Below are 14,031 nucleotides of genomic sequence, written 5' to 3'. Positions count from 1 at the left end.
GCGCGCAATACGATTGGCTTTGCGGCCTATTGATCGTTAAGCGGCTTTGACTTGATTATAGCACGAAGCCTCGCAGCTCATCCTCTCTATAGTCACATTTCTCCATGTCCTAAGCACTTCATGCCATTTCTTAGCTTGAGCGGTATTCGTTATAATGGGATCAACTACGAAGCAATCCAAAGGGAGATGAACTTCATATGGCACAGCTTGCACAGTTGAAGCAGCGGTTTATCGAGCAGTTCGGAGGGAATGAAGCCGATCTGTCGGCTTTCCAGGCGCCGGGAAGGGTTAACCTGATCGGCGAGCATACGGACTACAACGGCGGAGCGGTATTTCCCGCCGCGCTTACTTTCGGCACGACGCTGATTATTGCGCCGAGGGCGGACCGCAAGCTCGGCTTCGCTTCGACGAATTTTCCCGCGACGAAAGAAATTCCGCTCGACGGCGTCTCGTTCGCCGAAGAGGACGACTGGGCGAACTATCCGAAGGGGATCGTGTGGGAGCTTAAGCAGCAAGGAATCGAACTGAGCCGGGGATATAATCTCCTCTTCCACGGGGAAATCCCGAACGGAGCGGGCTTGTCCTCTTCCGCTTCCATCGAGGTCGTGACGGCTTACGCGCTGTTGACGCTCGAAGGAAAGCCGACGGATACGGTGAAGATCGCGCTCTGGTCCCAGCATGCGGAGAACGAATTCATCGGCGTAAAATGCGGAATCATGGATCAGTTCGCCGTTGCCAACGGACGCAAGGACCATGCCATTCATCTCGATTGCGATACGCTGAAATACGAGCTTGTGCCGTTCCGCTCCGGGGAGTACAAGCTGGTCATCGGCAATACGAACAAGCGCCGCGGATTGGTGGATTCCAAATATAACGAACGCCGCGCCCAATGCGATCAAGCGGTGCGCGAGCTTCAAGCGGCGTTTCCCGAGCTGACGCTGCTCGGCCAATTAACGCTGCAGCAGTTCGAAGCCAATGAGCAGCTTATCTCGGACGAGACGGTCCGTAGTCGCGCGCGCCATGTCGTCGAGGAGATCGACCGCGTCGAGCGCTCGATCGAGGTGCTGAAGAACAACGATCTGGCCGCCTTCGGCCAGCTGATGAACGCCTCCCACGACTCGCTGCGCGATTTGTACGAGGTGACGGGAGCGGAGCTTGACGCGATGGTTGACGCCGCGCGCTCCGTGCCGGGCGTGCTCGGCTCGCGCATGACGGGAGCCGGCTTCGGCGGGTGCACCGTATCGCTCGTGCATCAGGATTCCGTGGAGCGCTTCATCGTCGACGTAGGCGACAAGTACGAAGCGGCGACGGGGCTTAAGGCGGAGTTCTACGTGTGCGATATTGGCAACGGCGTAGGGGAATTGAAGGGGGAGGCGTAACCTATGGCGGTACTTGTTACGGGCGGAGCGGGCTATATCGGCTCGCATGCGGTTGCGGCGTTGCTTGAAAAGGGAGAGCAGGTCGTTGTGGTCGACAATCTGTATCAAGGCCATCGGGCCTCGGTGCTCGGAGGCAAGCTGTATGAGGGCGATCTGCGCGATGCGGAGTTTCTGGCCGGCGTATTCCGCGAGAACGACATTGACGGCGTCATCCATTTCGCGGCCAACTCCCTGGTCGGGGAAAGCATGAAGGACCCGGGTAAATATTATCACAACAACGTGTACGGCACGCTCTGCCTGCTGGAGCAGATGCAGAAGGCGGGAGTGTCGCGCATCGTATTCTCTTCGACGGCGGCGACCTATGGCGAACCGGAACGGGTGCCGATCGACGAATACGACCGCACCGTGCCTACGAATGCATACGGCGAAACGAAGCTGTCCATGGAGAAGATGATCGGCTGGTTCGATGTTGCCCACGGCATCAAATACGTCTCGCTGCGATATTTCAATGCGGCCGGAGCCCATGAGTCGGGCAAAATCGGGGAGGATCACAGCCCGGAAACGCACCTGGTTCCGCTCGTGCTGCAGGTCGCTCTCGGTCAACGGGAGTTCATCTCGGTATTCGGCGACGATTACGGCACCGAGGACGGCACTTGCATTCGCGATTATATCCATGTCAGTGATCTGGCGGACGCTCACATTCTGGCTCTGGAGCGGCTTCGCCAAGGGGGCGACAGCGGCATTTACAATCTGGGCAGCGGCAACGGCTATTCCGTAAAGCAGGTAATCGACGTTTCCCGGGAAGTCACGGGACATCCGATTCCGGCCAAGATCGAGGCGCGCAGAGCGGGAGACCCGGCCGTGCTGATCGCTTCCTCGGAACGCGCCCGCAAGGAATTGGGCTGGGCTCCCAAGCGGGAGAAGCTGGAGGACATCGTCAAGAGCGCTTGGGAGTGGCATCGCGCCAACCCGAACGGTTACGAGAAGTAAGGGGAGGCTTGCCGCATGAATGAAACGACAACAATCCAAGCGCAGGCTGCCGAGGAATCGCTTGCGCTGGCGATAGAGAGGCTGCTGCTCTTCGCGCTTCGTCAAGGCATGATCGAAGGGCTGGATGTGGACGACGCTCGCAATCGGCTGTTGGATCTATACGGGCTGAAGGAGCCCGCGAATGAACAGCCGGACGACCGGGAGGGGCTGCCCGAAAGCCCGGTGCCGTTGCTGGAGCCGCTGCTGGATGCCGCCGTATCGAAGGGACTTGTTCCGGATGATACGTTGACCTATCGGGACTTGTTCGACGCCCGGATTATGGGGATGCTGATGCCTCGGCCCTCGGACACGTATCGCCGCTTTTTCCAACTGGCAGAGGAACGGGGCATCGCGAGCGCTACCGATTGGTTTTATCAATTGAATATAGATTCCAACTACATTCGTATGGATCGCATCCAGAAAAACGGCTATTGGAAGCATCGTACGCCGGACGGCGAGTTGGAGATTACGGTTAATCTGTCCAAGCCGGAGAAGGATCCGAGAGAGATCGCGCTGCTCAAGACGCTGCCGCAGTCGAATTATCCCAAATGCCTGCTATGCAAGGAGAACGTCGGTTACGCCGGGCGTCCCGATCATCCGGCGAGGCAGAATCTGCGGATACTGCCCGTGCCGTTGAAGGGAGAGGTATGGTACTTCCAGTATTCTCCCTACGTCTATTACAACGAACACAGCATCGTGTTCCGTGGCGAGCATATTCCGATGAAGATCACTCCGGACACCTTCGTCCGGCTGCTGGATTTCGTCGAGCAGTATCCGCATTATTTTATCGGCTCGAACGCCGATCTGCCGATTGTGGGCGGTTCGATTCTGAATCATGACCATTTTCAGGCAGGACGCCACGTCTTCCCGATGGAAACCGCTCCCGTCGCCGATTGGAGACGCTGCGACGCGCAGCCGGAGGTCTCCGCGGGTATCGTTCAATGGCCGATGTCCGTCTTGCGTCTGCAATCCGCAAGCAAGGAAGCCATCTTGGGCGCGGCTTCCGAGATCCTGGCCAAGTGGCGGGGATACAGCGATCCTGCGGCTGATCTGCTCGCCTTCAGCGAGAAGGAGGGCGAACGGATTGAGCATAATACGATCACTCCGATCGCCAGGCTTAAGAAGGACGGCGGCTACGAGCTGGACCTCGTCCTTCGCAACAACCGGACGAGCGCCGAGCATCCGGACGGCATCTTCCACCCGCACCGCGAGCTTCATCATATCAAGAAGGAAAATATCGGCTTGATCGAGGTGATGGGGCTGGCCGTGCTTCCGGGCCGGCTGCAGACCGAGCTGGAGCAGATCGCCGACATTCTCGCGGGACGCGCCGCTTACGACGAAGCTGCGCTGACGGCGGCGGAGCATCCGCTGAACAAGCACGCGGACTGGATTGCCGCTTTAGTCGATCTGTATGGAACGGACGGTCCCGACGAATCCGTGCGCTTGCTGCTGCAGGCGGAGGTCGGAGATAAGTTCTACGCCGTGCTGCGGGACGCCGGAGTGTACAAGGCGGACGACGCGGGACGGGCGGCGTTCGATCGGTTCCTTTCGTCCTTCGCTTCAAAGTAGATGGGATGGCCGCAGGCCATTGCTATTGCGGTCTTCAAATGCAAATGGAGGTGCAGAGTTTAATCTGCACCTCCATTTGCATTGCTTGAACGATCAGATAATAAAAGGTCTAGATCTCCTTATCCTTATCTGATAGCCCGATACAAAACGCCCGCCGCCAAGTCAAGGGCGTAAGAGCCGTTTTTACTTGGCCGTCAGCCTCTAAGCTTGCCGAGCTCGGATACCAAAGCCTCCACTTCGCTGATGCTGAAGCGCTCCTTGGAATTGACCATGTCGTAAATATCCTTCAGATCCTCGTATTTATCGACCGTAAAGCTCGAAGCCTGCATGGCCGAGCCGGTAGCCATGCGGAGCTTGGTTTTGATGGTTTCAATCATATACTCCACGTTTTGTTGCGTCGGTTGATTCAAGTCCATTCGGCTTCTTCCTCTCCTGCGTCATAAGGGATGGGGTTATTGTACCATAGCGGCTCCCATTACGCTCGTATTGAAGCAGGGCTTAGCCGAATTGGCATTTCGCTTGCCGGAATGTTAACCTTGAGGAAACAGCCGGAAATAGATACATAGACAGGGGGGGAGCCGGATGATCGACCTGAAGCCGACGGAGGCCGAGCGGGTTGACAGTCGGGAGCTTCTGACTTTCCTGAAGGACATTGTCTCCAGCCATGCCGGGGAGCAGCTTCTGTTCCTGTGCATCGGTACGGACCGTTCCACGGGAGACAGCCTGGGGCCCTGGGTCGGCACCTTGCTAGAGGAGCGGGGGCTTGATGGCGTGATCGGCACCTTGAGAAATCCTTGCGATGCCAACACGCTTGCCAAGATTGTGCGCGAGCTGCCGGAGAAAGCCGTTGTCGTCGCAATCGACGCTTGTCTCGGACGCGCGGAGAATATCGGGACCTTCCTCGTCAGGCGAGGACCGCTCGTGCCCGCCCGCTCGGTGAATCGTTCCTTCGGTCCGGTAGGAGCCTACAGCATCGCCGGCATCGTGAATGCCAATAGTTTAAAGCCTTACTGGACGCTGCAATCGACATCTCTTTACCAGGTCATGGAGATGGCCAGGGAGATCGCGAACGCCATCATTGGCGCGATGAATCCGACAAACGAGGAGAGGATGAACGAAGATGAATAAAATACAGCTGTCAACGGGAATTGTCGCCGCTTACGAGGAAGAAGGGAACGGGGAGCCGATCGTGCTGCTTCACGGCTTTTGCGGGAGTCGGCTTTATTGGGAGAGCGTCATTCCTTCTCTTGCACCCTATGGCCGCGTGATCGCTCCTGATTTGAGAGGCCACGGGGAATCCTCTTCGGCGGGCAGCGAAACGGAGTATGACATGGAGCGATTAGCGGACGATGTCGCGGCGTTGCTGGATGCGCTGGACATTGAGCGCGCGACGATATTCGGCCATTCTCTCGGCGGCTATGTCGCTTTGGCGTTCGCGGAGAAATATCCGGCACGGCTCCAATCGCTCGGGCTGGTGCACTCGACGGCTTACGGAGATACCGAGCAAGCGAAGGACAATCGCCTGAAGGCGGTCGATACGATAAGAGAGCAGGGCGTCGTCGCTTTTGTGGACGGGCTTGTTCCGAAGCTGTTCGCTCCCGCCAATCGGGAGAACCGTCCGGAATGGGTTGAGCAAGCGAAGCGGATCGGCTACGGAACGTCGGCAGAGGGAGCGGCGGGCTGCGCGCTTGGCATGCGGGCAAGACCCGACCGGGTGTCGGTTCTGGAGAAGCTGGAAGTGCCGGTCCTTCTCCTGGCAGGGCAATCGGACGAGGTCATTGCTCCCGAGAAACGGTTTCCCGTTGCGGGGCCGAACGTGACGGCCGTCACGCTGGAGGCTGTCGGCCATATGAGCATGCTGGAGGATGCAGCCGCTCTGGTCGACAGCTTGGGCGCATTCCTGAAGGGGGACCGGGGTGGGAAGGATGTTTGAACGGGACTATCTGATTCGGCTGCTGACGCAAGCCGGGCTTGTTCTGGGCAAGGCGATGAGGCTGAGAGAGCAGCAGAAGCAGCAGGAGGCGCTTGATCTGGTCGACGAATTTCTCGGCAGGGAGCTGCGGCTTCGCTCCCGTCTGGCAGTGGGGCTGAGCGATGAGGATTTGCTGGCGATGCTGTCGGTGACGGGCAGTCCGAACGCGGAGTCGGTCGCCGTCGTAGCGGCGTTCCTGCAGCAGGAGGCCGACTTGCTGGACGATCTCGGACAGCCGGAAGAAAGCGTGCCGAGATATGCGAAGGCTCTTCGGCTTAACTTGTATCTCATTCGTCACGGGATGGAATTCGAAGGCTGGGACGTACGCAGCAGGGTCGATGAATTGCTGAAGGCGCTGGAGCGCTACGAGCTCGATCCCGAGACGAAAAAGGCGCTTTGGCTGTGGCACGAATTCGAAGGTAGATGGGCCGAAGCGGAGGATGCGCTTTACGAGCTCGCGGACGAGGACGCCGTTACCCGGACCGAAGGAGAGGCGTTCTACGACAGGCTCTCCGCCAGCGAGGATACGGCGCTGGAAGCCGGAGGTCTGTCGCGCGAGGAGTTGGAGGAAGGCCGCAAGCAATGGGCGACGTTAATGAAGGAGAATGTATCGTGAACGGAAAGATCACTCGGGAGCAATGGGAACGGTTCCTGGAAAGTCTCGCGGCGGACGGAAGTCTGCTTCAGGCTTCCTTCAGCGCTCCTCGAAGCAAGGACGGGACCCTCTCCCGCAAGCTGAGCGTCAGGCCCGTCAAGCTGAAGAACGGGCTTCATTATCAATTCGAACGATTGCTGGATAACAAGGCTTATCATGAGAACGTCGGACCGGAGGAGCTGAAGGAGCGTCTTGCGACGGCGATGCAAAGCTATAAGCAGGCGCTGATCAAAACCTCGGACGAGGATATTCAGGTGCTGGCGAACAAGAAGGGCGAGCTTGCGCTGATGAGCCGTGCCAGCGGAGGGAAGCGGGAGTCCGAGCCCCAGACGCACAATCGCAGCAAGCGCTATATCCTGCCGGAAGGCGTTCCGGTTCCTTATCTCGTCTCGCTGGGCGTCATGACGGAGGACGGCAAGGTGCTTAAGGCGAAATACGATAAGTTTCGCCAAATCAATCGTTTCCTCGAGATGATCGCGGATGTCGTCCCCGATTTGCCGCAAGGCAAGCCGCTGACGATCGTCGACTTCGGCTGCGGCAAATCCTATCTGACGTTCGCTTTGTATCACGACTTGGCCATTCAGCGGAAGCTTCCCGTTCGAATAATTGGTCTGGACCTCAAAAGGGATGTCATCGAGACGTGCGCCAAGCTGGCCGAGAAGCTGGGATGGGACAATCTCACGTTCTCCGTCGGCGATATTTCGGATTACGACGGGCGGGATTCGGTGGATATGGTCGTTACGCTGCACGCCTGCGATACCGCAACGGATGCCGCATTGCTTAAAGCGGTCGGCTGGGACGCGAGCGTGATTTTGTCCGTTCCCTGCTGCCAGCACGAATTGTTCCGTCAGATTTCCCAGCCCGCGCTGGAGCCGCTGCTGAAGCACGGCATTCTCAAGGAGCGATTCGCGGCGCTTGTCACGGACGCCGCCCGGGCGAATTTGCTGGAGCTGGCGGGGTATAGAACGCAGCTTCTCGAGTTTATCGATCTGGAGCATACGCCCAAAAACCTGCTCATTCGCGCGGTCAAAACCGGCAAGCCGGACAGGGAAGCGCTGAGTGCCGAGTACGAGCGCTTTCGCGACTTTTTATCTATCTCGCCGTACATGGAAAGGAACTCGCGATTAATGAGTCCAAAGTCCTAACAAAATGAGGATTAAAGACCTTGCTTCAAGTGAGTAAATTTATAAAATAAAGTCTTTTGGTGGATATTCGGTTGTCTGAAAAAGCGGCGATATGGTAAAATCAAACATGTCCTACCGCGTGTTTGAATAAAGCCCTTTTATGAAAAAGGTGAATGCCTTGGGAACGCAATGGATTGATTTTTCCCTCTTTATTTTGCTCTTTATCTTATTTGTTTGCGTCATCGCAATGAATAGAATTACGACGACTCACAAGGTTTATTTGGCCTTTCACTTTATTATGATGCTGTGGCCGCTCGGGCAATTTTCGGTAAAGCTTACGGACTTCCCCGACGTTCAATTGTTTTTGATCAACCTGTCGTTCGTGGCTATGGGGATGCTCGGACCGGGATGGCTTTTCTTCGTCTTCTTCCTGACGAACAGGTCGCTGCAGTTGAAGGGCCTTCGAGTATTCGCTTATATCGTTCCTGCGGCGCTTTGCGTAGTGGCGGCATTGTGGAACCCCGACGGACTATTCATGACCCCCGTCGGGGACAATTACGTTGAGCGGGTATACGGGCCGTTGTTCTGGCTGCTCGTGCTCGTCCAATTCGCTTACCTGTTCGTGGCGCTGATGAACATGTTCCATGCGCTGAAAACGGTCAGTTCCATTAACTTGCGCAAGCAACTTGCAACCGCTTTAATCGGCATGTTCGTGCTGACGGGATTCGGCCTGCTCGATGTGATGGTGAACGTGCTGCTTACGGAATGGCTGCCCGTGATCCCCGGAATGCTGGCGCTCGGCATTCTGCTGTCCGATCTCTGCTTCGTCATCGCCATCTATCGCTATGGCATGCTGGACATTCTCAGTCTCGCCCAAAGGGATATCATCGATCATATGACGACCGGCGTCATCGTGGTGGACGAGAACGACAAGGTGCTCGAAGTGAACCGCGGCGCTTCTCCGCTGGTGCAGGTTGTGCAGGGGGAAACGTTCGAGATGGAGAGATTTCTGGCTCCGCTTCAGGTGAGGGGCGAGGTCTACGAGTTTCTATATCGCTACAACAATCATCCGCAAGAGAAAATGCAAATGGAGTTCTCCATGCAGGACCCCGTCGGCCGGCATATTTCGATTCAAATCTCGCCGGTGCTGGACAATCGAAAAACCTTGCTCGGCCGCATTATTACGTTTCATGACGTCAGCGAGCTTCGCAAGCTGGTCGTGGAGATGAATCGCAAGAACGAGGCGCTGCACGAGCGGAACCTGGAGCTGATCACGATTCAGGAGGAGCTGTTCCGGGTCAACCAGAAGCTGGAGCAAATGGCCGTCACGGATGGGCTGACCGGATGCTTCAACCGCCGGTACCTGATGCAGCAGCTGGAGCATGAAGTGCTGCTGAATATGAGATATCAGATTCCATTCTCCATCTTCCTGTTCGATATCGATCATTTTAAGCAAATCAACGACAAATACGGTCATCTCGTCGGGGACGAGGTCATTCGCAGCACGGCCAACATCGTTCGTTCGATGCTGCGCAGGACGGACATTCTGGCGCGCTATGGGGGCGAGGAGTTTACGGTATATTTGCCTCATACCAATCGCGAGCAATCCGAGCTGCTTGCAGAAAAAATCATGCAGGCCGTGGGGGAGAATCGCGTAGATGCGGGTTCGGAGAAGGTTCATGTGACGATCAGCATGGGGGTTCTGTCCGAATCTAGCGAGGATTTGCGGTTCAACGATCCGAAGGAATACTTGCGCGAGGTGTTCTCCAGCGCGGATTCCGCCCTGTATAAAGCGAAGAACGAAGGACGCAACCGCGTCGTGATGGCCCTATAACGAACGGGGAGGGTAGGGGCTGTCCGGCCAAAAAAGAAGTTACGTCCCTTGTCGAAATATGGTACAATCGACGCAACAGACAATGTGATCGAGGCAAGGGCAAACTTGCTGAAAAGCAGGGACGCAAAGCTACAGGGTCTAATGTCCACAGGACGATGACAGCCTGGCTGCCGGTTGTCCCTACATGGATGAATCAGGCGAAACAGGCTGTCCCTATCGGGATGTGCCTGTTTTTTGGTATCAGGATCAAGCAGAACGAAAGGTGGTTGTGGCGGAAATGTCTCAAGCAGGCGACAACAATACCGGATTATCCGATCTGGAAAAGGATTTGCTGCCATTAAACGTGCTGCTGCACTGCCGAACCGTCGTAGAAGGAAAAAACTTCGTTACTACCGGCGTCATGACCCATGTGGAAGGCGAGCTGTTCGAGGTAGAGCTGCATGAATTTGACCAGTTCGAGCTGGGAGAGCCCGTCAAGCTGACGGTGTATTCCCCGGCGGGCATCCAACCGATGTCTTCGATCGTCTTCGCCAAATACGAGGGAGCGATCGCGGTTCTCCAGCCGCCTGACATGCATAAGCGCTTTAAGGAGAGGCGCGAGCATCCCCGGGTCGACATCGAGGGCAGCGCCGAGATCGTGAGAATATTGAACGCGGCGGGGGAAGAGATGCCGCTCGGAGACTCCGTCAGCCTCGCCGTTCATGATATCAGCATCTCAGGGCTCAGCTTCTCCGGGCCGGAAGCCCCGCACTTTATGAACAAATCAAGGCTGACGGCCAGAGTGGAGATCGGATTTGCGTTCGAATGCGAGCTGGAGATTGTCCGGCGCGAGCGTCAGGATAATCTCCTCCATTGCGGGGCCAAAATGCACGTGCTCGAACCCGAGATGCTGCGTCCGCTCCGCGCCTTGATCCTGCGTCAGCAGGTTCAGAAGAACGCGAAGACGCGTCAAAGCATAGGCAAGAAACGTACATAGCCGGCACTGCCCGATCATCAGCAGACCGGCCGAGCACAAAGTTGGGCGAAGCGCTGGGAAGCTGTCCGGAGAGTCAAGCTCGAATGCCGCATACACTGGAGCAAAAGCGGCAAAGGAGTGATGAATGGATGGCAATCCTGTATCCTCCGCCACCCAAAGGAGACTCGAAGCGTTCCCGCGTTCTGAAGCGGATCAAGCTTTCTTCCAGGAGCAGGCGGATTATTAGCGGACCCACCTTTAGCCGATTGACCGTCGTTTGGGTTCAGAACAACGGCGTGCCGTTCGATACGACGGGATTTTTCGCCCGCCTCTCGCGGGGCGGCGTTCTGGTCAGCACGGCCAGCTTTGATCGTTTCGGAGTCGTTCGATTCAACAATATCCGCACGCTGACGAACGCCACGTTTACGATTAGAGTATTCAACTTCAATGGCGTGCTGTTCCGCACGCGCACCATTCCTGCGGGCGTGCAGACGTTCGCGATTATTGGCTGAGTTCCCGACATACAAGACGTTGAAAGAAGGGAAAGGCACCGCATGCGGCGCCTTTCCCTTCTTTGTCGGTATGGCGATCAGCCCCCGAAGGCGTCGCGAAAAGCTTTGGACAGCCGATCCCGGTCGACGCCCCACAGCTCGGCGATGTCGCCGCAGATTTCCTGATCCCACCAATCGGCGAGCAGCTTGCGATTGCTTCGGTTTTCCGCGATCCAGATCAGATGGCCGATTACCCGCTTGTAGTAAAGTTCCTCGGCTTGCCGAACGAGAGCTGCGGGAACGTGGCGCTTCAGCCTCTTGAGGGTGCGATAGAGCTCGTTGGAGCACGTTCTGCGGATGCTGCGAGGCGTCGGCAGGGCGGAGGAATGCTTTTCCTGAAACATCTTCAAAGGCTTCACCTGCCTTTCTTTTCCCACCTTATGCACAGGAAAAGAAAGAGGTCACCTTATTTATTGAACGACGAGATATCCGACCATCGGGCCTCCGGACTTCGGATCGGCATGCGTCTGACAGACGATAGAATAGATGCCGGCTTGTTCGGGAGTAAACCGGACGACCGTCGTTTTGCCTTTGTTGATAGTGCCGCTGATGTTAAGCCCCTCGATGACGAAAGGATGGGATTGCCCGTTGATACCCGAAATTCTCAGCTCAACGGGTACGCCCTTCTTGGCCACGACGGTGCCCGGAGAGAAGAGATACGTTTCCAGCTTTTTGCCGCTGTCGGAGGTTGCCGTGAATTCTCCGGTCACGAGATGGAACACCTGCGCGTTCTCGCCGATCGGCGCCGTGGCCGGCTTCGTCTGCTGCCAGCCGATATAAGCGCCGGCAAGGATCACTACTGCTGCAATTACTGCGTACAACTGAATTTTTTTGCGGTTCAGGATCACGATTTTATTCATCACGTTCGCTCCTCTTCAACTTTGTCCACCTATCGCAGTCTATGCCGGGGCCCGTCCGGTCATGACAAGCCTGCAACGATTTTGCGGGAAGTTCGTATAACTGGAAGAAAGCCGTGAAATTGTGCTAGAATGAAGACGGTTTATCAAGGGGGAGAAGGCGGGTTACATACGATGATGGATACATTGCACGAGTGGCTGGGGCAGCTTCTGACCTGGATGGAGAGCTTGGGGTATTGGGGCATTATTATCGGACTTGCCATTGAAGTCATCCCAAGCGAGATTGTGCTCGGTTACGCGGGTTATCTCGTCTATCAGGACATTATCTCATTCCCGGTGGCCGTCCTGTGCGGCACGATCGGGGCGATTCTGCAGCAATGGCTGTTGTATGCGATCGGCAGGTACGGGGGAAGGCCGTTCGTTGACAGGTTCGGCAAGTATTTGCATTTGAAAGCCAAGCATATCGACCTGGCGGAAAGATGGTTCGAGAAATACGGTTCGATTATCGTGTTCACGGGGCGATTCGTTCCCGTTATGCGTCAGGTGGTGTCCATTCCGGCCGGCATGGCGAGGATGAATCTGTGGAGATTCACCTGGCTGACGACGCTCGCTTCCATCCCGTGGTCGATTCTGTTTGTTTGGCTCGGCTCCTCGCTGGGCGAGAACTGGGAGAAGATTGACGAGAAGGCGTCGCCTTACGTGCAGCCGGTCATTCTGATCGCCCTTGCGCTGCTCGTCGTTTTTTTCCTGTATCAATATTTGCGCAAAAGAGGCAAGAGCATCTAAAATAAAGACCATGCGAATAGGAAAGGGGCTTGAACATGAGTCAATTAATCGCCGGAAAATTAAATAAGGGGCTATCCCCTCGCGAGTTTATTGAGAAAATGACCAAGAACCAGGATCAGTTCCAATCCTGGCTGCAACGCTTCCAGTGGGACGGCGCGGAGCTGGAGGAGTTCTACGACTCCTTGAACAACCGGGATGATCTGCGTTGCCTGATTATCGCCGCAGACTGGTGCGGGGATGTCGTCCGCAACGTGCCTGTCGTGTTCCAGGCGATGGAGAAGGCCGGCATACCGACGGAGGTACTCATTATGGAGGAGCATCTGGATCTGATGGATCAGCATCTGACGATGGGCGGCCGCGCGATTCCCGTGGTGCTGTTCACGGATACCGGCGGACACCTGCTCGGCAAGTGGGGAGCGCGTCCGAAGTACGTCCAGGAGGTCATGAACGCGTTCAAGGCCGAGAATCCGGACCGGGAAGCGCCCGACTATCAGGAGAAGATCGCGATTGCCAGACAAGAGATGGGACGCCGTTACGGGGAAGATACGGGCTATCAAACGGTCATTTTGCAGGAAATCCGCGATATTCTGTCCGGAGTGTGAGGCTGCTCCGATGCTGACATTTCAAAGATTCGCGCTCGGCGCGCTGCAGACGAACGCTTATGTAGTCGTGAATTCGGAGAAGACGGGCGCCGTAATTATCGATCCGGGCACAGCTGACGGTGCGTTGATGCGCAAGCTGGACGGATTAAAGGTCGAGGCGATCCTGCTCACGCATGCGCACTTCGATCATATCGGCGGGGTAGATGCGTTGCGCAGCAAATACGATTGTCCCGTCTATCTCCATGCGGCCGAGAAGGATTGGCTGACCGATCCGGCGAAGAACGGCTCCTTGCGCTGGGCGGAAGTGACTCCGCCGGTCATGACCAGGCTGCCGGAGCATGGGCTGACGGACGGCCAGGAGCTGGAGCTGATCGGGCAAACCTTTCATGTGAAGCACACGCCGGGACATTCTCCGGGCAGCGTCAGCCTGCTGGTCGGCGATCTGCTGTTCGCGGGGGACGCGCTGTTTCGCCGGTCGATCGGCAGAACCGATCTGCCGGGAGGGAATCAGGACCAGCTCCTTCGCGCCATCCGCGAGAAACTGTACACGCTGCCGGACGACGTGCTGGTGCTTCCGGGACATGGACCGGAGACGACGATCGGCGAGGAACGCAGGGAAAATCCCTATGTGCGCTAATGCCTGAAGGATCGACTGCTATTAAATTGTCATAAAAAGGCTTTACAGCCAGTTTTGGATTTGATATAGTGAGCCTAATCA

The 14,031-nt window shown here is 56.6% G+C and carries 16 protein-coding genes and 1 riboswitch; of the genes, 13 read left to right on the top strand and 3 right to left on the bottom strand.

From position 1 onward, the window contains the following. The first annotated feature begins 197 nt into the window (after positions 1-197). From ACFO1S_RS12445 to ACFO1S_RS12435, 3 genes are read left to right on the top strand one after another with little or no spacing between them, the layout of a single operon-like run. Entirely contained in the window at positions 198-1,379 is a 1,182-nt protein-coding gene (locus ACFO1S_RS12445) for a galactokinase (protein WP_204606146.1), read from the top strand. A 3-nt stretch (positions 1,380-1,382) separates the two neighbouring features. Beyond that, positions 1,383-2,369, top strand: a complete 987-nt coding sequence (galE, locus tag ACFO1S_RS12440; RefSeq protein ID WP_204606145.1) for a UDP-glucose 4-epimerase GalE — start codon at positions 1,383-1,385, stop codon at positions 2,367-2,369. Positions 2,370-2,384: 15 nt separating this feature from the next. Further along, positions 2,385-3,977 carry a UDP-glucose--hexose-1-phosphate uridylyltransferase gene (locus tag ACFO1S_RS12435; RefSeq protein WP_204606144.1) on the top strand — a complete coding sequence of 531 codons (1,593 nt, stop codon included), beginning with the start codon at positions 2,385-2,387 and terminating at the stop codon, positions 3,975-3,977. Between the two features lie 194 nt (positions 3,978-4,171). Here the strand turns inward: ACFO1S_RS12435 and ACFO1S_RS12430 are convergent, their stop codons facing one another. After that, entirely contained in the window at positions 4,172-4,393 is a 222-nt protein-coding gene (locus ACFO1S_RS12430; protein WP_204606143.1) for a DUF1128 domain-containing protein, read from the bottom strand. Between the two features lie 166 nt (positions 4,394-4,559). On the opposite strand from ACFO1S_RS12430, the gene yyaC reads away from it, so the two are divergent. The 7 genes from yyaC to ACFO1S_RS12395 all read left to right on the top strand — a co-directional run bounded on the left by yyaC (position 4,560) and on the right by ACFO1S_RS12395 (position 11,029). Then, entirely contained in the window at positions 4,560-5,105 is a 546-nt protein-coding gene (gene yyaC / locus ACFO1S_RS12425) for a spore protease YyaC (RefSeq protein WP_204606142.1), read from the top strand. Continuing rightward, positions 5,098-5,910: an alpha/beta fold hydrolase gene (locus ACFO1S_RS12420; protein ID WP_204606141.1), complete on the top strand. Its 813-nt coding sequence runs from the start codon at positions 5,098-5,100 to the stop codon at positions 5,908-5,910. Before yyaC ends, ACFO1S_RS12420 begins: the two co-directional genes overlap by 8 nt. Beyond that, positions 5,903-6,565: a DUF6483 family protein gene (locus ACFO1S_RS12415; protein WP_378126864.1), complete on the top strand. Its 663-nt coding sequence runs from the start codon at positions 5,903-5,905 to the stop codon at positions 6,563-6,565. The genes ACFO1S_RS12420 and ACFO1S_RS12415 overlap by 8 nt, the downstream gene beginning before the upstream one ends. Next, entirely contained in the window at positions 6,562-7,749 is a 1,188-nt protein-coding gene (locus tag ACFO1S_RS12410) for a class I SAM-dependent methyltransferase (RefSeq protein WP_378126860.1), read from the top strand. Before ACFO1S_RS12415 ends, ACFO1S_RS12410 begins: the two co-directional genes overlap by 4 nt. Before the next feature lie 139 nt (positions 7,750-7,888). Beyond that, positions 7,889-9,562 (top strand): histidine kinase N-terminal 7TM domain-containing diguanylate cyclase, encoded by a 1,674-nt coding sequence (locus ACFO1S_RS12405; RefSeq protein ID WP_204606138.1) that lies wholly within the window; start codon positions 7,889-7,891, stop codon positions 9,560-9,562. A gap of 88 nt (positions 9,563-9,650) precedes the next feature. Continuing rightward, a riboswitch (cyclic di-GMP riboswitch) is annotated at positions 9,651-9,737 on the top strand. A 102-nt stretch (positions 9,738-9,839) separates the two neighbouring features. Continuing rightward, positions 9,840-10,538 (top strand): PilZ domain-containing protein, encoded by a 699-nt coding sequence (locus tag ACFO1S_RS12400; RefSeq protein ID WP_204606137.1) that lies wholly within the window; start codon positions 9,840-9,842, stop codon positions 10,536-10,538. 128 nt (positions 10,539-10,666) lie between these two features. Then, a complete protein-coding gene (locus ACFO1S_RS12395) occupies positions 10,667-11,029 on the top strand; it encodes a hypothetical protein (protein ID WP_204606136.1) in 363 nt (120 codons plus the stop codon). A gap of 77 nt (positions 11,030-11,106) precedes the next feature. Here ACFO1S_RS12395 and ACFO1S_RS12390 read toward each other — a convergent pair whose 3' ends face one another. Together ACFO1S_RS12390 and ACFO1S_RS12385 are read right to left on the bottom strand one after the other, a co-directional pair. After that, a complete protein-coding gene (locus tag ACFO1S_RS12390) occupies positions 11,107-11,412 on the bottom strand; it encodes a dehydrogenase (protein WP_204606135.1) in 306 nt (101 codons plus the stop codon). Between the two features lie 66 nt (positions 11,413-11,478). Further along, on the bottom strand, positions 11,479-11,928 hold the full coding sequence (locus tag ACFO1S_RS12385) for a cupredoxin domain-containing protein (protein WP_204606134.1): 450 nt from the start codon (positions 11,926-11,928) through the stop codon (positions 11,479-11,481). Positions 11,929-12,099: 171 nt separating this feature from the next. Here ACFO1S_RS12385 and uptA point away from each other — a divergent pair, with 171 nt between their 5' ends. Genes uptA through ACFO1S_RS12370 form a run of 3 tightly spaced genes read left to right on the top strand, consistent with a single transcriptional unit; the run spans position 12,100 to position 13,950 of the window. Further along, on the top strand, positions 12,100-12,711 hold the full coding sequence (uptA, locus tag ACFO1S_RS12380) for an undecaprenyl phosphate transporter UptA (RefSeq protein WP_378126857.1): 612 nt from the start codon (positions 12,100-12,102) through the stop codon (positions 12,709-12,711). A 35-nt stretch (positions 12,712-12,746) separates the two neighbouring features. Then, positions 12,747-13,313 (top strand): thioredoxin family protein, encoded by a 567-nt coding sequence (locus ACFO1S_RS12375; protein ID WP_204606133.1) that lies wholly within the window; start codon positions 12,747-12,749, stop codon positions 13,311-13,313. A gap of 10 nt (positions 13,314-13,323) precedes the next feature. Then, complete coding sequence (locus tag ACFO1S_RS12370; RefSeq protein WP_204606132.1) at positions 13,324-13,950, top strand: MBL fold metallo-hydrolase; 627 nt, start codon at positions 13,324-13,326, stop codon at positions 13,948-13,950. The last annotated feature ends 81 nt before the right edge of the window (positions 13,951-14,031 follow it).

This window comes from Cohnella boryungensis, assembly GCF_042651945.1.
Taxonomy (GTDB): domain Bacteria; phylum Bacillota; class Bacilli; order Paenibacillales; family Paenibacillaceae; genus Cohnella; species Cohnella boryungensis.
This window is presented reverse-complemented; position numbering and strand designations above follow the sequence as displayed.

What these genes read in the sequence shown, in the direction of transcription:
- ACFO1S_RS12445 (WP_204606146.1), top strand. Translation starts at nt 198, where the DNA reads ATGGCACAGCTTGCACAGTTGAAGCAGCGGTTTATCGAGCAGTTCGGA.
- galE (WP_204606145.1), top strand. Translation starts at nt 1,383, where the DNA reads ATGGCGGTACTTGTTACGGGCGGAGCGGGCTATATCGGCTCGCATGCG.
- ACFO1S_RS12435 (WP_204606144.1), top strand. Translation starts at nt 2,385, where the DNA reads ATGAATGAAACGACAACAATCCAAGCGCAGGCTGCCGAGGAATCGCTT.
- ACFO1S_RS12430 (WP_204606143.1), bottom strand. Translation starts at nt 4,393, where the DNA reads ATGGACTTGAATCAACCGACGCAACAAAACGTGGAGTATATGATTGAA.
- yyaC (WP_204606142.1), top strand. Translation starts at nt 4,560, where the DNA reads ATGATCGACCTGAAGCCGACGGAGGCCGAGCGGGTTGACAGTCGGGAG.
- ACFO1S_RS12420 (WP_204606141.1), top strand. Translation starts at nt 5,098, where the DNA reads ATGAATAAAATACAGCTGTCAACGGGAATTGTCGCCGCTTACGAGGAA.
- ACFO1S_RS12415 (WP_378126864.1), top strand. Translation starts at nt 5,903, where the DNA reads ATGTTTGAACGGGACTATCTGATTCGGCTGCTGACGCAAGCCGGGCTT.
- ACFO1S_RS12405 (WP_204606138.1), top strand. Translation starts at nt 7,889, where the DNA reads ATGAAAAAGGTGAATGCCTTGGGAACGCAATGGATTGATTTTTCCCTC.
- ACFO1S_RS12400 (WP_204606137.1), top strand. Translation starts at nt 9,840, where the DNA reads ATGTCTCAAGCAGGCGACAACAATACCGGATTATCCGATCTGGAAAAG.
- ACFO1S_RS12395 (WP_204606136.1), top strand. Translation starts at nt 10,667, where the DNA reads ATGGCAATCCTGTATCCTCCGCCACCCAAAGGAGACTCGAAGCGTTCC.
- ACFO1S_RS12390 (WP_204606135.1), bottom strand. Translation starts at nt 11,412, where the DNA reads ATGTTTCAGGAAAAGCATTCCTCCGCCCTGCCGACGCCTCGCAGCATC.
- ACFO1S_RS12385 (WP_204606134.1), bottom strand. Translation starts at nt 11,928, where the DNA reads ATGAATAAAATCGTGATCCTGAACCGCAAAAAAATTCAGTTGTACGCA.
- uptA (WP_378126857.1), top strand. Translation starts at nt 12,100, where the DNA reads ATGATGGATACATTGCACGAGTGGCTGGGGCAGCTTCTGACCTGGATG.
- ACFO1S_RS12375 (WP_204606133.1), top strand. Translation starts at nt 12,747, where the DNA reads ATGAGTCAATTAATCGCCGGAAAATTAAATAAGGGGCTATCCCCTCGC.
- ACFO1S_RS12370 (WP_204606132.1), top strand. Translation starts at nt 13,324, where the DNA reads ATGCTGACATTTCAAAGATTCGCGCTCGGCGCGCTGCAGACGAACGCT.